General features: G+C 29.6%; 19 protein-coding genes and 3 pseudogenes. All 22 read left to right on the top strand.

From position 1 onward, the window contains the following. A pseudogene (locus BN1173_RS01580) lies at positions 1–597 on the top strand (hypothetical protein); the annotation flags it as partial. A gap of 89 nt (positions 598–686) precedes the next feature. After that, positions 687–1,442, top strand: a complete 756-nt coding sequence (locus BN1173_RS01575; protein WP_246040026.1) for a hypothetical protein — start codon at positions 687–689, stop codon at positions 1,440–1,442. After that, a complete protein-coding gene (gene rsmH / locus BN1173_RS01570; protein WP_040236159.1) occupies positions 1,435–2,328 on the top strand; it encodes a 16S rRNA (cytosine(1402)-N(4))-methyltransferase RsmH in 894 nt (297 codons plus the stop codon). The genes BN1173_RS01575 and rsmH overlap by 8 nt, the downstream gene beginning before the upstream one ends. After that, positions 2,321–2,599, top strand: a complete 279-nt coding sequence (locus tag BN1173_RS01565; protein ID WP_040236156.1) for a hypothetical protein — start codon at positions 2,321–2,323, stop codon at positions 2,597–2,599. Before rsmH ends, BN1173_RS01565 begins: the two co-directional genes overlap by 8 nt. A gap of 21 nt (positions 2,600–2,620) precedes the next feature. Continuing rightward, the gene (murF, locus tag BN1173_RS01560) at positions 2,621–4,015 is read left to right on the top strand and encodes a UDP-N-acetylmuramoyl-tripeptide--D-alanyl-D-alanine ligase (protein ID WP_040236153.1); all 1,395 of its coding nucleotides are present in this window, start codon (positions 2,621–2,623) and stop codon (positions 4,013–4,015) included. Positions 4,016–4,038: 23 nt separating this feature from the next. Continuing rightward, positions 4,039–5,097 carry a phospho-N-acetylmuramoyl-pentapeptide-transferase gene (gene mraY, locus BN1173_RS01555; RefSeq protein ID WP_040236150.1) on the top strand — a complete coding sequence of 353 codons (1,059 nt, stop codon included), beginning with the start codon at positions 4,039–4,041 and terminating at the stop codon, positions 5,095–5,097. 19 nt (positions 5,098–5,116) lie between these two features. Further along, positions 5,117–6,211: a putative lipid II flippase FtsW gene (ftsW, locus tag BN1173_RS01550; RefSeq protein ID WP_040236149.1), complete on the top strand. Its 1,095-nt coding sequence runs from the start codon at positions 5,117–5,119 to the stop codon at positions 6,209–6,211. Positions 6,212–6,242: 31 nt separating this feature from the next. After that, positions 6,243–6,991: pseudogene (locus tag BN1173_RS01545) on the top strand (cell division protein FtsQ/DivIB). Further along, a complete protein-coding gene (ftsA, locus tag BN1173_RS01535) occupies positions 6,991–8,232 on the top strand; it encodes a cell division protein FtsA (RefSeq protein WP_012538066.1) in 1,242 nt (413 codons plus the stop codon). The pseudogene BN1173_RS01545 and the gene ftsA overlap by 1 nt, the downstream one beginning before the upstream one ends. A 20-nt stretch (positions 8,233–8,252) precedes the next feature. Next, positions 8,253–9,449, top strand: a complete 1,197-nt coding sequence (ftsZ, locus tag BN1173_RS01530) for a cell division protein FtsZ (protein ID WP_012538065.1) — start codon at positions 8,253–8,255, stop codon at positions 9,447–9,449. Next, on the top strand, positions 9,450–10,139 hold the full coding sequence (locus BN1173_RS01525) for a tetratricopeptide repeat protein (protein WP_040236146.1): 690 nt from the start codon (positions 9,450–9,452) through the stop codon (positions 10,137–10,139). Positions 10,140–10,144: 5 nt separating this feature from the next. Further along, on the top strand, positions 10,145–11,089 hold the full coding sequence (dprA, locus tag BN1173_RS01520) for a DNA-processing protein DprA (RefSeq protein ID WP_040236144.1): 945 nt from the start codon (positions 10,145–10,147) through the stop codon (positions 11,087–11,089). 12 nt (positions 11,090–11,101) lie between these two features. Further along, on the top strand, positions 11,102–11,644 hold the full coding sequence (gene hslV / locus BN1173_RS01515; RefSeq protein WP_012538802.1) for an ATP-dependent protease subunit HslV: 543 nt from the start codon (positions 11,102–11,104) through the stop codon (positions 11,642–11,644). Continuing rightward, a complete protein-coding gene (gene hslU / locus BN1173_RS01510; protein WP_040236142.1) occupies positions 11,644–12,996 on the top strand; it encodes an ATP-dependent protease ATPase subunit HslU in 1,353 nt (450 codons plus the stop codon). Before hslV ends, hslU begins: the two co-directional genes overlap by 1 nt. A 32-nt stretch (positions 12,997–13,028) precedes the next feature. Next, positions 13,029–13,436 carry a flagellar basal body rod protein FlgB gene (gene flgB, locus BN1173_RS01505; protein WP_014696171.1) on the top strand — a complete coding sequence of 136 codons (408 nt, stop codon included), beginning with the start codon at positions 13,029–13,031 and terminating at the stop codon, positions 13,434–13,436. A 26-nt stretch (positions 13,437–13,462) separates the two neighbouring features. Then, positions 13,463–13,921, top strand: coding sequence for a flagellar basal body rod protein FlgC (gene flgC / locus BN1173_RS01500; RefSeq protein WP_014696170.1), 459 nt, complete (start codon positions 13,463–13,465; stop codon positions 13,919–13,921). A 15-nt stretch (positions 13,922–13,936) separates the two neighbouring features. Then, positions 13,937–14,266 carry a flagellar hook-basal body complex protein FliE gene (gene fliE, locus BN1173_RS01495; RefSeq protein WP_012538058.1) on the top strand — a complete coding sequence of 110 codons (330 nt, stop codon included), beginning with the start codon at positions 13,937–13,939 and terminating at the stop codon, positions 14,264–14,266. Positions 14,267–14,279: 13 nt separating this feature from the next. Beyond that, positions 14,280–15,986, top strand: a complete 1,707-nt coding sequence (gene fliF, locus BN1173_RS01490) for a flagellar basal-body MS-ring/collar protein FliF (protein WP_014696169.1) — start codon at positions 14,280–14,282, stop codon at positions 15,984–15,986. A 15-nt stretch (positions 15,987–16,001) separates the two neighbouring features. Then, a complete protein-coding gene (fliG, locus tag BN1173_RS01485; RefSeq protein ID WP_012538056.1) occupies positions 16,002–17,036 on the top strand; it encodes a flagellar motor switch protein FliG in 1,035 nt (344 codons plus the stop codon). Positions 17,037–17,050: 14 nt separating this feature from the next. Continuing rightward, on the top strand, positions 17,051–17,971 hold the full coding sequence (gene fliH / locus BN1173_RS01480) for a flagellar assembly protein FliH (RefSeq protein ID WP_040236140.1): 921 nt from the start codon (positions 17,051–17,053) through the stop codon (positions 17,969–17,971). Positions 17,972–17,987: 16 nt separating this feature from the next. After that, positions 17,988–19,295: a FliI/YscN family ATPase gene (locus BN1173_RS01475; protein WP_014696167.1), complete on the top strand. Its 1,308-nt coding sequence runs from the start codon at positions 17,988–17,990 to the stop codon at positions 19,293–19,295. Beyond that, positions 19,292–19,563: pseudogene (locus BN1173_RS01470) on the top strand (flagellar protein FlbA); the annotation flags it as partial. The gene BN1173_RS01475 and the pseudogene BN1173_RS01470, both read left to right, overlap by 4 nt.

Here is a 19,563-nt window from a genome sequence, read left to right as displayed (position 1 = left end):
GCCTCAATATTAAGTGTTGATTATAATGATGGTGTTTTGGTTTTAGGGACATCTGATGGAAATGTTTATGTATATAAGCATGGAAATTTTATTTATAGTGGTGATTTATTAGCTCTTGGTTTGCCCATTATATGTGTTAAATTAAGCTTAGATAACAAATATTTGTGTATTTTAAGGCAGAATGAATTTTATTCTTTAGAGGTAATTAATTTAGATAATGGATATAATCAGGTTTTATCTTTAAAAGATTTAAAGATAAAAGATTTTAATCCTTTTTTTAAGATAGATAAATTTTATAATTTGTTTATTAAGACTTTAGATTCCTTTTTAATACTTAATATTAAGAGTGGTAAAACTTTTAGGATTAATGATGAAAATTCTGTTTTGCAAGCTTGTTATGATTCTTTATCAAATACATATAGAATATATTTTTATGATTCAAATAGTAGTATAATCAATATAAGGACTTATTCTGTAAATTCTTATAGGTTGTTTGATAATATCTTTTTCAAAGATAAGGTAAGGTCGTATGTTGAATTTGATAAAGGGATTTTATATTTTAATGATAAGAGTGATTTAAAATACTTAGGACTTTAAATAATGATAATTATTTTTCTTTTTTTATTTAGTATAATAAATTTATATTCATTTTCACTAATTACTACTTCTCTGATGCAAATTTTGATTTGATTGATGATTTTGGAGAGATTAAAAATGATACTTTAAATATTGGTATAAAATTGAGAGCTTTAGATACTTATTTTTCCATTTTTTCAAATAATTATAAAGTTTTATATTCCAAGAATAAGATAAATGAATATGATAAGAGTGTTTTAATCATTTTTGATAAAGACTTAAATTTTAATTTGGAGTTTTTTGGTGATTTTGTTTATAAGGATAATAAAGTTTTTTTAATGGATAATAAAAATTTTGATATCGTAGTGGTTGATCAGTATAATAGACAGATAATTAATCCTTTATTTGTTATAAAAAATAACAATAATTTAAATATTATTTCTTCTTTTTTTGTGTCTAGATTATTCTTACTTTTAAAAAGTAAAGATGATATTGTATTTTCGTTAAAAGAGAATGTGGATCTAGATTTAGAGTTAGGGAATTATACTCTTGTTTTAAATTTTTTAAAAAGAGATGTTGCTAAGGAATCAAAAATTCTTAGTGGTATTTATTATTTTGAAGTATTATTAAATAATAACAGTGTTTTTCGTATTGATTTTCAAAGTATATATTTAAATGGTAATTCATACGTTGTTTCTGGAAATGAAAATTATAATTTAAATGTTTTTGATTTAAAGAAAAATTATGGAAGTATTAAGATAGATAATCTTGAATTTACTAATGGTAGTAATGAGATTAAAATCAAATATGGGGATGTTTATAATGTCGAAAATAGTTTAACTTACAGGTTTACACTTAATGGGTGACATTTTTCATGTTCCTGTGCTTCTTAAGGATGTTATTAATCTTGTAGAAACTATATATTTAGATGATGGATTTGTTTTTGTTGATTGTACTCTTGGAGAAGGTGGTCATTCAAAAGCTGTACTTAGTAAATATCAAAATATTAATGTGATTGGAATTGAAAGAGATGATGTTGTTTTGAATAGGGCAAAAGAATCTCTTGTAGAATTTAGTAAAAGAATTTCCTATTCTAATACTTGGTTTGATGATTTTTTTTGTAAATATTCTTTACATCGTCGATTTAATTTTATTTTAGCTGATCTTGGTATTTCTATGTTTCATTACAAAGTTGGTGGTAGAGGATTTTCTTTTTTGGAAGATGAAAAATTAGATATGAGGCTTTTTCCTTCTGATGGGGGTATTAGTGCTTATGATATTGTTAATACTTTTGATAAAGAAATGCTTGAAAATTTGATTTATGAATTGGGCGGTGAATATTATTCTAGGAGAATTGTTAAGGCTATCTTAGAGTATAGAAAAATTAATAAGATTCAAACCTCAAGAGAACTCCAGAGAATAATTTGTAAAGCGTATCCTAATGTGAAATTTAAAATAAATCCAGCAACAAAAACTTTCCAAGCATTAAGAATTTATGTTAATGATGAGTTGAATCGTTTAAAGAGAAGTTTGCCATTATGGATAACAAATTTGTCAAAGAATGGAATTTTGGCCATTATTACATTTCATTCGTTGGAAGATAAAATTGTAAAAGAGTTTTTTAAAGGTTTGACTAAGGATCAGTATTGCATACTTACTAAAAAACCTATAACCTCAAGTTTTAAAGAAAAACAGTACAATAATGCATCAAGAAGTGCTAAGCTGAGGGCTGTAAAAAAATTATATGAGTAAGATTAAAAGATTTGAAATTAGTTTTTACTGTTTATTAATTTTGCTATTAACAATTATAGTATGTTTAAATATTTATTTTAATTTTAGATATGTTGTAAAGTTACGTGAGTTTGATGAATTAAATAATGAACAAAATGATATTATTGATGAAAATCTTAGATTGTTGACCATAATATATGAGCTTCAAAGTATTGATAGAATAGAAGATCTTAGTCAAAATTATTTAAATTTAGAAAAAAAAGATAATAAAGATATTAATATTATTAAATGATAATATCTATGAGGATATTTGGTGCATATAAAAATTAAAGATATTTTAAATTCTCTCAAGGATGTTAAATTTATTGGTGATGTTAGTAATGTGCAAAAAATTGTATCATTTTATTCACTCGATAGTCGTGAGATAAATGTAAAGAATAGTGAAATTAGTCTTTATTTTGCTTATAAAGGTGATAGGGTAGATGGATTTTTTTTTGTTAAATATTTAATTGATATTGGTGTTAAATGTTTTGTATGTTCTAAAGATCGAGAATTTTTGTGTATTGAATATTTAAATAAAGATAAGGATTTAATTTTTTTGCTAACTACTAATGTTGTAACTTGTCTTCAAAATTTAGCAGCTCACTTTATTAAAAAAACACGTTTTAAAAGAATAGCTATTACAGGTAGTAATGGAAAGACTACAACGAAAGAGATGCTTTACAGTATATTGTCAGAGAGATATAAAACTTGCAAAACTTGGGGAAATTTAAATTCAGATATTGGATTGCCTTTGAGTATTTTAAGAACCAAAGGAGATGAAGAGTATGCTGTTTTTGAAGTAGGAATTAGTTATGTTGGAGAGATGAATATCATTGCTGAGATATTAAATCCTGAAATTGTTATTGTAACAAATGTTAGTTATGCTCATATGCAAGCTTTTGAGGATTTAAAAATTGTTGCTTATGAGAAGAGTAAAATTATTACAAAAGATACCAAAATGTTAATTTTAAATGAAAGTTGTCCTCAGCATGTATATCTAGAAGAAATAGCCAAATCTGTCAACTCAAATATCAATATCTTTTATTTTGAGTTTCATAATCTTCAAATTAGATCATTTTCATTTGTAAATGATAAATTTTCTTATGATTTTACTTATAAAGGATGTGATTATTCCATTTTGTTACCCGGGAAACATAATATTTGCAATGCAATATCTTGTATTAATTTAGCTTTATTCCTTGGACTAAGTGAAAATGAAATTCGTAATGGTTTGTTACATGCTGATTTTCAAAAGGGTAGAGCAGAACTTGTAAGAATAAAAGATTATTTGGTTTTAAATGATTCTTATAATGGTAATTTAAGCTCATTTATGGCTTTAAAAGAAATGATTTTAGATCTTGAGATTAAAGATAGAAAAATCATTGTTCTTGGGTCTTTTAAAGAACTTGGAAAATTTGCATATGAGGTTCATAAAACAGCTGTAGAAGAAGTTATTTTAATGAATTTTGATAAAGTTTTTTTAATTGGTGAAGAATTTCAAGCAGTTAAGAGAGTTGATAGTCTATCCTCAAATAGTTGTTTGTTTTATTTTAATAATTTTGAGAGTTTTATTGATTGTTTTGTAAATGCTTTAGAATCAGGGTGTTTTATTGCGATTAAAGGGTCAAGGACAAATAGACTTGAGAGAGTGCTTGACTATCTTTGAATTAATGGTGGAAGAGAGGATTTATGTTTTGTTTTTTAGGACTTAGATTATTGAAATATATTACTTTTAGAACCGCTTATGCTACTATTTTTGCATTTTTGCTTGCTTTAATTTTTGGTCCATTTATTATCTCAAGGCTTAAAAAATTAAAATTGGATCAAATTTTAAGAAAGGATGGACCAAAACGCCATTTAAGTGAAAAAATGGGAATTCCTACTATGGGTGGTGTTCTTACTATTATTTTTTTTTTTTTAGTTTCTTTATTTTTTTGGATTCATTTTTTTAATATTTATTTTTTAATTGTACTGTTTGTTATGGTTAGTTTTGCATGTTTGGGATTTACAGATGATTTGCTTAAAATAAAAAGGAAAAATTCGGATGGACTTAATCCTAAATTTAAGATTTATGGGCAAATATTATTTTCTTTTATTTCAGTTGCTATGCTTTACTATTTTGGTGGAGAACATGTTAGTATAATTTATTTTCCATTTTTCAAATCTCTCAAATTAGATTTGGGAATTTTATATATTCCATTTGGGATGTTTGTTCTGATATCTGCATCTAATTCTTTTAATTTAACAGATGGGCTTGATGGACTTGCTATTGGACTTAGTATTGTTGTAACAGGTGCTTTAATAATAATTGCATATCTTACAAGTAGAGTTGATTTTGCATTGTATTTAAATATTCCAAATGTTAAAGGTTGTGAAGAACTTGTAATATTTCTTGGGGCTTTGCTTGGTGGTAGTTTTGGATTTTTGTGGTTTAATGCATATCCTGCTAAAATAATGATGGGTGATACTGGTAGTCTTTCAATAGGTGCAGTACTTGGAATGGTAGCTTTGATTTTAAAGAGTGAAATTCTTTTTGCAATCCTTGCAGGAGTTTTTGTTGTAGAAACTTTATCTGTAATTATTCAAGTTGTGGTTTATAAGAAAACCAAAAAAAGGGTATTTAAAATGGCGCCACTTCATCATCATTTTGAGGAGCTTGGGTGGTCTGAAATGCAGGTTGTTATTAGATTTTGGATCATAGGTTTAATATTTGCTATACTTGCTTTAAGTACTATTAAGATTAGATAAGAAATTTAGATTGGGAGTTATGTTTGTAGAGAAAACCTCTCTTAGAAAATGTTATTTTCTTGTTTTATTTTCACTTATTTCTTATGGTCTTATTGTATTTTATACATCTTCATTTTTTTTAAGTTTAGAACTTACAGGGGATCCTAATTTTTTATTTTTAATGCGTCTTAAGTATCTTGTTTTAAGTTTTATTGTGTTTTTTATTTTTGATAATATTTCTTTAGATTTTTTAAAAAAAACTGTTTTTGTTATATTGTTTATAACTTTTGCATTAGTTTTAGCGACTTTTTTTTCTCCTAGTGTTTCTGGGGCACAAAGATGGATATTTTTTAAAGGTATCAGTATTCAGCCATCAGAAATCTTTAAGGTTTCTTTTACAATTTATCTTGCAAATTATTTGAGTAAGTTTAAATTAAAAGCAAATAATTATATTTCTTATTGGCTTAAACCTATGTTAATTTTTGGTATTTTTTGGTTGCTTATAATTTTACAAAATGATTATTCAACAGCTATTTATTTTGCTATTCTTTTTTTTATTGTTTTGTTTATTGCTGGAATGTCATTAGGATACATTTTTGCTATTTTATTTACTTTTATTCCAATTGCTATGCTGTTTTTATTATTTGAACCTTATAGGGTTGCAAGAATTTTTGCATTTTTAAATCCTTATGATGATCCTTTGGGAAAGGGATATCAAATAATATCGTCACTTAATGCTTTAAAGAGTGGTGGTCTTTTAGGTAAGGGGCTTGGAATGGGTGAGATGAAGCTTGGAAGACTTCCTGAGGCTAATTCTGATTTTATTTTTTCTGTACTTGGAGAAGAATTAGGGTTTTTTGGAATTTGTTTTGCTATTGTATTGTTTTTTTTATTTTTTTATTTTGGATATTTTGTTGCCATTCATGCTAAAACCAAGTTTAAATTTTTTCTTGCGTTTATTTCAAGTCTTGCAATCTTTCTTCAAAGTATCATGAATATTTTAATTGCAATTGGACTTTTGCCCCCTACAGGTATAAATTTGCCATTTTTTTCATCAGGTGGTTCTTCTATTGTTGTTACGATGGCACTCTCTGGTCTTATTTCAAATGTCTCAAGAGATATTGAGGGTACATAGTTTAGAGTAATTGTGATTTAGTTTTAGGTTTATGGGGATTTATAGAAAAATTTTAATTATTTATATTTATGTAATAATATCTTTTATATTACTTGAAATTATTTTTATTATTTTTATTTCTCCTTATTTTTTAATTAGGTACATTAGTTTCAATGATGACATTCATATTTCTAAGGAAGATATATTAAGTATTTCAGGAATTAAGCCTAATACTTATTATTATAATGCTGATATCAGTATTTATGAGAAGAATATTATGAAGGATTTAAGAGTAAAGAATGTGAAGATAAAACTTAAATTTCCTAATATGATTAGCATCAATATTGAGAGAAGAGTTCCTGTGGCTACTGCTTATGAGAATATTAATGGTAGTTTTGTCTATTATTTTATTGCTTCAGATGGTGTTATTTTAGAGAAATCTAAAGATTTGATTTATGATTTGCCTATAATTAGCGGATTGAATTTAACTGGCAGTGAAGTTGGTGATTTTTTAGAGGATGGGATGTTAACTATTATAAAGAACCTTAACTATGTTATCAGTTTTGTGTACGGTTGTATTCTTTGTCCTACACGTGTATTCTTTTTTTTTTTTTTTTTTTTCCCTCATCAGACGTCCTTCGTGCTTCCTCTGCTTCTCATGGGCTCGTATGTGTGATAAGAATGGATATGGATTTAATAAGTGTGATGCATAAGGTATTCATGATATCTAATTTACTTAAGGAAAGATTTGATATTGTTGATTTAAGAAGTGGTGATATCATTTTGTTAGGAGAGAATTAGTGTCTAGGGATTTGATAGTAGGATTGGATGTTGGAACTTCAAAAATTTGTACTGTTGTAGCTGAGGTAAATTTGAACAATCAATTGGAGATAGTTGGAATAGGCACTAGCATTTCAAGGGGTGTTAGAAAAGGGGTCCTTATAAATATTGAGGCAGCTCTTGATTCGATATCGAATTCTATTGAGGCTGCTGAGCTTATTTCTGGGTGTGATATTGCTACTCTTTCTGTTTCTATGTCAGGTAGTAGCATTGAGGGTACTAATTCTCGTGGAGTTGTAGCAATAAATTCAAAGACCAGGGAAATTGGCGATGAAGATGTTGAACGTGTTATTGAGGCTGCTAAGGCAATTGTAATTCCAATGGATAGAGAAATTTTACATGTAATTCCTCAAGAGTTTATTGTGGATGGAATCCCTCATATAAAAAATCCAATAGATATGATGGGAATTCGTCTTGAAGGTGAAGTACATATTATTACAGGATCTAGTTCTTCAAGTCAGAATTTAGTTAGATGTGTAAATAGAGCAGGATTTTCTGTTGATGAGGTTGTTCTTGGAAGTTTGGCTTCATCTTATGCTACCTTATCTAAAGAGGAGCGTGAAATGGGAGTTTTGTTTATTGATATGGGAAAAGGTACAACCGATATCATTCTTTATGTTGATGGTTCTCCTTATTATACAGGAGTAATTCCTATAGGTGCAAATAGAGTGACTCTTGATATTGCACAAGTTTGGAAAGTTCCCGAAGATGTTGCTGAGAATATTAAAATAACAGCTGGAGTTGCCCATATTTCTGCTCTTGAGACTCAAATGGAAAGTGTCATTATACCTAATCTTGGAACTAGACCACCTCAGGAAAAGAGTAGAAAAGAGTTGGCTATAATTATTAGTTCGAGATTAAGTGAAATCTTTGAGATGATAAAAGCCGAAATAGTTAAGAGGGGACTTTATAATAAGATTAATGGAGGGATTGTTTTGACTGGAGGGGGAGTTTTGTTTCCTGGTATTTCTAATTTGACAGAAGAAATATTTAAGTATCCATCAAGAATAGGGTTTCCAATGAATATTAATGGGGTTGGGGAAGAGTATATTGATCCTAAATTTTCTTCAGCTCTTGGTCTTGTTTTGTATAAACATGAGCAACAAAAATTTAATAAGTTGAAAAAAGGAAATAATAAATCTAAAAGACAAGGTAAAATATCTTCAAAATTGAAAGGTTGGTTTTTGAAGGAGTGGTTTTGATTGGTCATGGAGGCATTTAAATGAAAGATTATAATATTATTGATAGTCATTCAAAAAGGTTTGATTCTGCTACAAATCCTACGGTTCTTAAAGTAATTGGTGCAGGCGGTGGTGGTAGTAATGCTGTCAATCGTATGATTGAATATGGAGTAAGAGATGTTGAATTTATTGTAGCAAATACTGATCTTCAGGCTCTTCAAACGTCTATTGCTCCCATCAAGATTGCTCTTGGTGCTAAGGTTACAGCAGGTCTTGGGGCTGGTGGTAGACCAGAAATTGGACAGGCTGCAGCAGAAGAAGACATTGATGTTATTAAAAATCATTTAGCAGGTGCTGATATGGTATTTATTACTGCTGGAATGGGAGGAGGAACAGGAACAGGTGCTGCTCCTGTTATTGCTCAAGTTGCTAAGGAACTTGGGATTTTGACAGTTGGAGTTGTTACTAAGCCTTTTAAATTTGAGGGACCTAAAAAGATGCGACTTGCTGAGCAAGGAATAAATAATTTAAGAAAATCTGTTGATACTTTGATCATTATTCCAAATCAAAAGCTTTTAACAGTTGTTGATAAACGAACTACGATTAAGGATGCATTTAAGAGAGCTGATGATGTACTTAGAATGGGTGTACAGGGAATTGCAGGTCTTATTATTGAACATGGAGAAGTCAATATTGATTTTGCTGATGTTAAGAGTATTATGCAAGGGCAAGGCGATGCTTTAATGGGTATTGGTTATGGCAAGGGTGAGAATAGGGCAGTTGATGCTGCTACTTCTGCTATTAGTAATCCTTTACTTGAGGAAGTTAGAATAGAAGGTTCTAAGGGTCTTCTTGTTAATATAACTGGGGGTGAAGATTTTTCATTGCTTGAACTTGAAGAGATTATGGGAATTATTACTGCTAGTGTTGATGATGAGGCTACTGTAATATATGGACATGCAATTAATTCAAATCTGGATGATGAGATTTATGTTACAGTTGTTGCTACTGGATTTTCTGCTAAAAAACAAAAAGACCTATCTGGAGTTGTTGAGAATAATACTTTAAGTTCAAAAGAATTTGATAGTTTAATGTCAGGTAGTCAAGATGCTTCTGGGGTGACTTATGGGGCTAATGATAATTTTATAGCAAAATCAAAAAATGTGAATTATTTTGAAGATGATATTGATGTTCCCACATTTCTTAGAAATTTAAATAAGAAAAATGGCGACAATTGAATGAAGAGATGTGTATCGGTATTTTTGTTACTATGGGTTTCTTGTGGTGATGGAGCTAAAGAAAAATCAAATCTTGGACTTAGAATAAGAGAAGTGGAATTATCTGGTGGTGGTTCATTAGAAAAAATAGAAGTTTATAAAGAATTTATTGATAGGGAAGAGAAAAATGTTTTAAAAATAATAAATTCTATTGATAAGAAGGCCAGATTTTTTATCTTAATTGGTCTTGAGCTTATTAAGCTTGGTCAATATTTGCCTGCTATTGAATATTTAAATAAGAATTTAGAGTATGGACCCGATAATCATTTGTCTCATTTTTATATAGGTGTTTCTTCTTATAATTTAGCTAAGGGAATGCAAACTCAAGACAAGATAGAGGAGTATTTTACTCTTGCTGAAAATTCTTTTTTAAAATCGATATCTCTTAAAGATGATTTTAAGGAAGCAATTTTTGCTCTCTCTACTATGTATGTTTATGATCTTGATAAGCAATTAGAAGCTAAAGGTTATTTAAATAAACTTGAATTTATGGGAGAAAATTATTTTGAGTTTTTGATGTTAAGAGGTGCAAATTATTATTCTCTTGGTGATTTTAATAATGCTTTATTATTTTATAATAAAGCAAAAAGTAAGGCTTCAACTCAAGAACAGATAGAGGGAGTTAGTAAAATAATAAATGATTTTAAGTAGTTTTTATGTGCAAATTACTTTATGTTGATAATTTAAAATTTTTAAAGAGCAAAGAAAAGCTTAGGATTTTTAATAATTTTGATTTTAATGAGCTTTGTAAATTAAGTTTAAGCGATATTTCTAGTTATTTATCTAGAGATTTTAAAAAAGTCCATAAGCTTCCAGACCTAAAATTAATAGAGTTGCAACAAAAAATTATTAATAAGACGGGTACAAAGGTTGTAGTTCTTGGGTCTAAAGATTATCCTTTCAAATTAGAGAGAATCTATGATCCTCCATTTGTCATTTATTATAAAGGGAATCTTCCAGATTCTAATTCTGTATCTTGGGCTGTTGTTGGGTCAAGACAGATTGGTACTTTTTTGGCAAATAAAATTAAAGAGTTGTCATCTCATCTTGCTAGGAATAATATCGAGATAATATCTGGATTTGCAGTAGGTGCTGATATTGCGGCTCATATTGGTGCACTTATTGAAAAAAAGAGGACATATGCAGTTATTGCGACAGATATTGATAATATTTATCCAAAGCAAAATAGAAAATATGTTGCTCGTCTTTTAGAAAATGGTGGAGGTATTCTTACTGAGACTTTGCCTTATGAGAAGATACAAAATTATTTTTTTGCAAAAAGAAATAGGATAGTGGCTGGTCTTGCAAATGCTGTTTTTGTTACTTGTGCACCAAAAAAGTCAGGTGCTTTAATTACTGCTGAACTTGGACTTGATATTGGTCTTGATGTTTATGTTTATGATGTTAATTATTCTGGTGATGGTTCTAGGGATTTATATGATTCTGGAGCCTTAGAAATAAAATCAGTACCAGATCTTTATAAGGTTTTAAATGTTGAGTATAATAAGCTTGAAATTGTTGATGATATGGATAGTTGTTGTATAGGTGGAGATATATCTAGTATGCTTATTAGTGAGTTATTGAATGAAATATCTAAATAGGGAGGGGACATCGTGAATTTTAAAGGAACCACAGTTATTGCAATAAGAAGGGCAGGAAAGACTGTAGTAGCAGCAGATGGGCAGGTGACTTTTGGATATACTGTTTTAAAATCTAATGCTGTAAAAATAAGAAAGTTGGTTAATGGAAAGATTTTGGCAGGATTTGCAGGTTCGACTTCTGATGCTATTACTCTTTTTGAGAAATTTGAGGAAAAGGTGAAGTCTAGAGAAGATGGAATTATTGATATTAAGAGAGCCGCTGTGGATCTTGCAAAAGATTGGAGAGCTGATAAAATACTGCATAAACTTGAGGCAATGATGCTTGTTGCTGATTCTGATAATATTTTATTAATTTCAGGTACTGGAGATGTTGTTGAGCCTGAAGAGGATGTAATTTCCATTGGTAGTGGTGGAAATTATGCATACTCAGCAGCTCTTGCTTACATGGAAAATAAAAAATTAAGTGCTGCTGATATTGCTTTTAAAGCTTTAAAGATAGCAGCAAGAGTTTGTATATATACAAATTCAAATATTGTGCTTGAGGAGATTGGTTGATGAATAAGATTGAGGATCAAAGTATAGTACCTAGAGAAATTGTTGCAGAATTGGATAAGTATATAATAGGACAGTCAGAAGCAAAGAAATTGGTTTCAATTGCTCTTGTTAATAGGTATATAAGGTCTAAACTTCCTAAAGAAATAAGAGACGATGTTATGCCTAAAAATATTATTATGGTTGGGTCAACTGGAGTTGGGAAAACTGAAATTGCAAGAAGACTTTCAAAGTTTATTAAGGCTCCTTTTATTAAAGTTGAGGCTACTAAATATACTGAGGTAGGTTATGTGGGGCGTGATGTTGAATCTATGATTCGTGATCTAATGAGTATTGCAGTTAATATGGTAAGAGAAGAGATGTATGATTCTGTTAAAGAAGAAGCAAGTAAGCGTGCTGAGGATAGAATCATTGATAAACTTTTAAAAAATTCTGAGAATTCTGAGAATGATAATATTACTGATGAAGAGAAGAGAGTTCGTGATAAATTGAGAGATAAGTTTAGAAAACAGTTAAGAAAAGGTGAGCTTGATGAGAATCTTATCGATGTTTATGTTTCGGGTAAGATGCCTGTTTCTACTATAGAAATATTTTCAGGTGGTAATTTAGAAGAGATTGATATGAGTATTGGGGGTCTTATTAATAATATCTTTGATAGAAAAAAGAGAAGAGAGTTAAAAATAAAAAAAGCTAGAGAGATAATTATATCTGAGGAGCTTGAAAAATTAGTTGATTATGAAAATATTGTAGATATTGCCAAATCACGGGTTGAAAATATGGGTATTGTTTTTATTGATGAGATAGATAAAATAGTTACTAAAAATAGAACTGGAAATGATGTATCTAGAGAAGGTGTGCAGAGAGATATTTTGCCAATTGTTGAAGGATCTAAAGTTAATACTAGGTATGGAATAGTTGATACTTCTCATATTTTGTTCATTGCTGCTGGTGCATTTAATTTATCTAAACCATCTGATTTAATACCAGAGCTTCAAGGTAGGTTTCCAATTAAAGTTGAACTTACAAGTTTGAGTATAGATGATTTTAAAAATATTTTAAAGTGTACTAAAAATTCTTTGATAAAACAGTACATTGCGATGTTTAAAGTTTATAATTTAACCTTAACATTTACTGAAGAGGCAATTGATAGGATTGCTGAACTTACATTTAATATGAATTTTGAGGGAGAAAATCTTGGTGCACGGAGATTGCATGGAGTTATGGAAAAAATCCTTGCCGATCTTTTTTTTGAGGCACCTGGTAGTAAGTTGAAAAAAATTGAAATAAATTTGGACTATGTTGATGAAAAAATAAAAATTAACGAACAAAAAGACTTAAATTATTATATAATATAGTAAAAAACAATTTGTAGTATGAGGATATTAGTTTGGATATTTTTCAAAGATCAGTAGATTTGACACATAGGTATTTAGATGTTCTTGGGTTAAGACAAAGTGTACTGGCTGATAATATTGCAAATGTGGATACTCCGAATTTTAAGAGAAGTAAGGTTACTTTTGAGGCTGAGCTTGAGAGAGCAATTTTGAATGAAAAGACAAATAATTTGTCTTTGATTAGAGGTAATAATAAACATTTAGATGGTTTTAGAGAGTTAGGATATTTAGATGTTAAACCTCAAAGAATGCTTGATCATCTCTCAACATTGAATAATAATGGCAATAATGTTGATATTGATTCTGAAATGAAAAGTCTTGTTCAGAACCAAATGATGTATGGATTATTTACAAATATTCAAGCTCATCATTTTAAAAGTGTAAATATTGTAATAAAATAAGTTATAACCTCAAGGAATATTTGTATATGGGATTATTTTCAAGTATTAATACTGCTTCGACGGGCTTGACAGCTCAAAGATTAAGACTCGATGTTATTGCAAATAATATTGCAAATGTGGAAACTACCAGGACTGCTGATGGGGGAGCTTATAGACGAGAGAGAATAATTTTTGCTCCTAGAGTTGTAAGTCCATATTGGAAGGGGCCTTTTGTTCCTGATTATCTTGATAATGGAGTTGGACAAGGCGTCAGAGTTTCTGGTATTGAAAAAGACAAGTCTCCTTTAAAGCTACAATATGATCCAACTCATCCTGATGCAATAAAATCTGGAGAGTTGAAAGGTTATGTAGAATTTCCTAATGTAAATGTGGTTGAAGAAATGGTAGATATGATTTCTGCTTCTCGTGCTTATGAAGCAAATTCTTCTGTAATTAATAGTAGTAAATCAATGTTTAGGAGTGCATTATCAATACTTCAAAATTAAGGAGGTTTGTAGAAAATGAAAGTAGATTCTTTTTTTACAGATAGTAATGTTTATTTAATTCGTAAAAATCCTTTGCATTTTGATAAAAGTTTTTCTGATTTTAGTGTTAAGAGTGAAAAACAAGCAGGAACCTTTAGAGAACTTTTTTTAAATTTGATATCTAATGTTAATAATAGTCAGTTGGATATGTATAAAGTATCACAGCAAGCTATTTTGCATCCAGATAGTGTTGATGTTCATGATGTTGTAATATCAATGGCTAAAGCTAATATGAATTTAAGTATTACAAAAGCTGTTGTTGAGAAAAGCATAAAGGCTTATCAAGATGTAATCAATATTCGTTAAGGAGCTATGCAGTTTGAACAATTTTATTACTAAGTTTTTTGCATCAATAAGTAAAAATTTAAAAAAAGCCACTATGGTTCAAAAAGTGGCTTTTGGGGTTATTGCTTTATTTATAATTTTGTCGCTTGTTTTTTTGGTGAGTTTTTCTACTAGAAAACAAGGTATTGCTCTTTTTGGTATTTCGATTAAGGATCAGTACTTGTTAGATAAAATAGTGCAGAGATTGGATAGAGAGAATGCAAAGTATACTATTACTGCTGATGGAAGAATTTACTTAAGTGATGAGAATATGTCTAAGAGAATAAGAGCAATTCTTGTAAGAGAAGAGCTTATTCCTATGCATATGGATCCTTGGTCTCTTTTTGATATTGATAGATGGACTATTACTGATTTTGAGAGGAATATTAATCTTAGAAGGTCAATTACAAGAGCTGTTGAGCAACATATTGTTGCTCTTGATGATGTTGATGCTGTTAGTATTAATCTTGTTATGCCAGAAAAAGCTCTTTTTAAAGAATCACAAGAATCTGTGAAAGCGTCTGTTAGAATTACTCCTAAACCTGGTTCTGATATTGCAACTAATCGTCAAAAAGTAGAAGGTCTTGTTAAGTTAATTCAATATGCTGTTGAAGGTCTTGAAGCAGATAATATTGTTATTGTTGATAATAAAGGAACCATTTTAAATGATTTTTCTAATTTAGATGGTGTTGATAGAATTGATTTAGCTGAGAAGGAAAGAAAACTTAAATTAAAATATGAATCTATGCTTCGTGATGAGATTGATTTTGCTTTAAGTAAGGTTTTGTCTAGTGATAGATTTATGATTGCAAGGGTTAATGTTACATTAGATACTTCAAAGCAAACTACAGAATCTAAAGAGTATGCTCCTATTGAGCTTGAACCTCAAGATCCAAAAGTTTCTTATAATACAAGAAAAGTGAGTGATTCTACATTAATTTCTTCTCAAGTACATAAGAGAGAGTATGAAGGACAAGGTTATAGTCCATGGGGTCCTCCTGGGCAGGAAGGTAATACTCCTCCTGAATACCGAGATATGAGCGATATTATTGGAAAATCAAATGAGTTTAAAGAAATAAAAAATGTTGCTCTTAATGAAAAAAAATCTTTAAGTGAAAAGGAACCTGCTAGAGTTTCTGGGATTTCGCTTGGAATTTTTATAGATGGTATTTGGGATTTTGTTTATGATGAGTCTGGAAATTTCGTTATGGAAAATGGGATGCGAAAAAGGGAGTATAAGCCTATTTCTGATGAGACTTTAAAAAGTATAACTGATGTTTTGCAGAGTTCTTTTGAGTATAAACCAGAAAGAGGTGATTCAATTACTGTTAGAAATATTATCTTTGATAGAGTAAGTGAATTTAGAAAAATAGATGAAGATTATTTTGCAGGTGAAAAATTTAAATTTCTTATTTTTGTTGTAAGTATAATAATTGCTTTATTGATATTAATATTTACAGTGTTTTTCATTATTTCTAGAGAACTTGAGAGAAGAAGACGTCTTAGAGAAGAAGAATTTGCAAGACAAGCACATTTAAGACGTCAACAGGCATTAATGGATGGTGATGATATTGGGGTTGATGATGTTGTTGGTGGATTTAGAGAAGAGGATGAACTTCAAAGTAATGCTGAAATTTTAGCTAGAGAGAAACCCGAAGATGTTGCTAAGCTTATTAGGACATGGATTGTGAAGAATGTATAAAGGATAATAGTTTATATGGAAGATCAAAAAGAAAAAGAAATATTTGGTGTTTCTACTTTAACAGGAAAACAAAAGGCTGCTATTTTATTAGTTTCTGTAGGTTCTGATATTTCATCAAAAATATTTAAATATCTCTCTCAAGAAGAAATAGAGTCTTTAACTTTTGAAATAGCAAGACTTGATGTTGTGACTTCTGAGCTTAAAGATAGTGTTCTCTTGGAATTTAAAGAATTAATGATGGCCCAAGAATTTATTCAAAAGGGTGGTATAGATTATGCTAGAGAACTTCTTGAGAAATCACTTGGTACTCAAAAGGCAGTGGATATTATTAATAATTTAGGTTCTGCTTTGCAATCAAGACCTTTTGAGTTTGTTAGAAGAGCAGATCCTGCTAATATTTTAAACTTTATTCAACAAGAACATCCACAAACAATTGCTTTGATACTGTCATATCTTGATCCCCAAAAGGCCTCATTTATTCTTTCTAGTCTTCCTACTGAAATTCAAACTAATGTTGCCAGAAGAATAGCATTGATGGATCGAACTTCTCCTGAAGTTGTAAGAGAGGTTGAAAGAGTTCTTGAAAAAAAATTGGCTTCTTTGTCTTCAGAAGATTATACTTCAGCTGGTGGTGTTGATAATGTTGTTGAAATAATTAATATGGCTGATCGTAAAACAGAAAAATTTATTATTGAATCTCTTGAAGAAGAAGATCCTGAGCTTGCAGAAGAAATTAAGAAGAAAATGTTTGTATTTGAAGATATTGTGCTTCTTGATGACAGATCAATACAACGTATTTTAAGGGAAATCGATGGTCAGGAATTGGCAAAAGCTTTAAAATCAGTTGATATTCCTGTACAAGAAAAAATTTTCAAGAATATGTCTAAGAGAGCCGCTGGAATGCTTAAAGAAGATATGGAATTTTTGGGTCCCACTAGACGTAAAGATGTTGAGGAAGCTCAACAAAAAATTGTCTCTCTTATTAGAAAATTAGAAGAGCAAGGTGAAATAGTAATTTCTAGAGGTGGTGAGGAAGATGTGCTTATCTAATAAAGGAGTTGTATTTGCCTAAGGTTTTATATAAATCAAAAGAAATTGTAAATGCAGTAAAGTTAGAGTTTGTTGAAATTGCAAATCCTCTCTTTAAATCATTAGAAGTTAAGAGAAAAGAAAATGAAATTTTTGATGTCGAGAGTCGTAGTGTTAAGCTTCGTAATGAGCTTGAAACTTTAATGAGTCAAAAGGCAAAACTACAAGAAGAACTTGAACATGAACATGAACTTATTAAGGCAGAAATGGATGCTGAATGTTCTAAAATTCTTGAGAAAGCTAGGGAGCAGGCTAAGGAAATAGTGAGTTTGGCTAATGAGAAAGCTGAAAGTTTACAAAAAGAGGCTGAAAATAAAAAAGGAGCAATTGAGAGAGAATCTAATTTGGAAATTCAAAGGATAATTAAAGAACATGAAGAAAAATTAAAGAGAGAACTTGAAATTGAGACTGAAAAAGGGAGAAATGAAGGATATGATGATGGATTTCAAAAGGGACGTGAAGATTTTGATAAAATACTTGGGAAATTGAATGGTATTATATCTTCTTTGATTTCAAAAAGAAAGGAAATTCTTGAGTCCTCAGGTGAACACATAATGAATCTTGTAATGCAAATTGCAGTTAAAGTGGTTAAAAAAATCATAGATTCTCAAAAAGGTGTTGTTATAGAAAATGTAAATGAGGCTTTAAAAAAAATAAAAAGTAAAACTAATATTATTATTCGTGTGAATCTCGATGATATAGATGTTGTAAGTCATCAAAAACATGAATTTATTTCTAAATTTGATTTTATAGAAAATCTTGAAATTGTTGAGGACATTAATATAGGAAAGGGTGGATGTATTATTGAGACTGATTTTGGTGAGATAGATGCACGAATTTCATCTCAACTTGATAGGATAGAGGAGAGATTTAAAAATTTTTCTTCTATATTCTAGCTATTGAGGAATTTTGATGGATAATTTTTTTGAAGGTTATTCAAATATATTGGATGATATTCATACTATATCTCTTATTGGTAGGGTAAAGAAAATTAAAGGACTTTTGCTGGAAAGTTTAGGTCCAAAATGTGGTATTGGTGATTTATGTTTAATTGAGCAGAGTTGTGGAAAAAAAATATATGCGGAAGTTTTAGGTTTTAATGGATCTTGTGTGAGTCTTATGGCTTATGAAGGATTTGATGGGGTTGAGGTTGGAGATAAAGTTTATTCCTTAAATAAGAAACCTCAAATTAATCTTAGTGATGAATTACTTGGAAGGGTGATTGATTCGCTTGGGAGGCCTATTGATAACAAAGGTCCGTTTTTTGGTAATAATTATAAAGAATTAAGTTTTAGCAGTATTAATCCCTTAGATAGAGGTGTTTTTACTGAGCAAATAGTTACTGGGGTTAGAGTTCTTGATGGATTTTTGCCAGTGGCACGGGGACAACGTGTAGGTATTTTTTCAGGTGCTGGTGTTGGCAAGTCTACTTTGCTTGGTATGATTGCTAAGAATTCAAAAGCAGATGTTAATGTCATTGCATTTATTGGGGAGAGAGGTCGTGAACTTAATGAATTTATTAAATATGAGCTTGGAAATGGATGTTTTAATAGAAGTGTTTTAATTGTGTCAACTTCTGATGAGTCTCCTATTTCAAGATATAAGGGGGCTTATACAGCAACATTAGTGGCTGAATATTTTAGAGATTGTGGAATGGATGTTATGTTATTGTTTGATTCAATTACAAGATTTGCAAATGCTAAAAGAGAAATTAGTCTTTCGATGGGAGAGCCCCCTGCTACTAAAGGATATCCTCCGTCTGTTTTTGTGGAAATTCCTATTTTGCTTGAGCGTTCAGGACTTAATGCAAAAGGTAGTATTACAGGATTTTATACTGTGCTTGTTGAGGGTGATGATTTTAGTGAACCTATATCTGATAATATGAAGGCTGTTTTGGATGGGCACATTATCTTAGATAGAGATTTATCTGATAAAGGAATTTACCCTTCGGTAAATATTTTAAATTCAACCTCAAGATCTCTTCATAGGATCGTAAATTTTGAGAAACAAAAATTGATATCTAAAATTAGGAATTTGTTATCAATTTATAAAAGCTATGAGGATTTAATTAAAACAGGGATTTATGTGAAGGGTTCTAATAAGGAAGTTGATTTAGCTATTGCAAAATATCCAAAAATTATTGATTTTTTATCCCAAGGGATGCAAGAAGAATGTGATTTTGAAAATTTGGATAATGAAATGAGAGAAATATTAGCTTGAATGATTTAATTTTAAAGAAAAAAAAATTTGAAAAAATATTAACCATTAGAACCTATAATAGAAAATTTAGTGAGAATGATTTGATGAATGTTAATAATAAGATTGTAGAAATAGAAGAATTTTTGGAAGGTATTATTAAAGGACTTTGTAAGTTAAATAGTGCAGACCTTTTTTTGAAAGGAAATTATTTGGATTATATTTCTTTAAAACAAAAAGAAGAGATAAAAAAGCTTGAGGAGCTTAAAAGAGAGTATAATAAATATTATGA

Origin of the sequence: Borrelia crocidurae, from assembly GCF_000825665.2 — a bacterium.
Taxonomy (GTDB): domain Bacteria; phylum Spirochaetota; class Spirochaetia; order Borreliales; family Borreliaceae; genus Borrelia; species Borrelia duttonii.
Note: the sequence above shows the minus strand (reverse complement) of the source record. Positions and strands in the feature narration are given on the sequence as shown.

Excerpts from the sequence above, each read along its gene's own strand:
- ftsZ (WP_012538065.1), top strand. The coding sequence starts at position 8,253 with ATGAAAGATTATAATATTATTGATAGTCATTCAAAAAGGTTTGATTCT.
- rsmH (WP_040236159.1), top strand. The coding sequence starts at position 1,435 with ATGGGTGACATTTTTCATGTTCCTGTGCTTCTTAAGGATGTTATTAAT.
- ftsW (WP_040236149.1), top strand. The coding sequence starts at position 5,117 with ATGTTTGTAGAGAAAACCTCTCTTAGAAAATGTTATTTTCTTGTTTTA.
- dprA (WP_040236144.1), top strand. The coding sequence starts at position 10,145 with ATGTGCAAATTACTTTATGTTGATAATTTAAAATTTTTAAAGAGCAAA.
- BN1173_RS01565 (WP_040236156.1), top strand. The coding sequence starts at position 2,321 with ATGAGTAAGATTAAAAGATTTGAAATTAGTTTTTACTGTTTATTAATT.
- BN1173_RS01525 (WP_040236146.1), top strand. The coding sequence starts at position 9,450 with ATGAAGAGATGTGTATCGGTATTTTTGTTACTATGGGTTTCTTGTGGT.
- fliG (WP_012538056.1), top strand. The coding sequence starts at position 16,002 with ATGGAAGATCAAAAAGAAAAAGAAATATTTGGTGTTTCTACTTTAACA.
- flgC (WP_014696170.1), top strand. The coding sequence starts at position 13,463 with ATGGGATTATTTTCAAGTATTAATACTGCTTCGACGGGCTTGACAGCT.
- mraY (WP_040236150.1), top strand. The coding sequence starts at position 4,039 with ATGTTTTGTTTTTTAGGACTTAGATTATTGAAATATATTACTTTTAGA.
- fliE (WP_012538058.1), top strand. The coding sequence starts at position 13,937 with ATGAAAGTAGATTCTTTTTTTACAGATAGTAATGTTTATTTAATTCGT.
- BN1173_RS01475 (WP_014696167.1), top strand. The coding sequence starts at position 17,988 with ATGGATAATTTTTTTGAAGGTTATTCAAATATATTGGATGATATTCAT.
- hslU (WP_040236142.1), top strand. The coding sequence starts at position 11,644 with ATGAATAAGATTGAGGATCAAAGTATAGTACCTAGAGAAATTGTTGCA.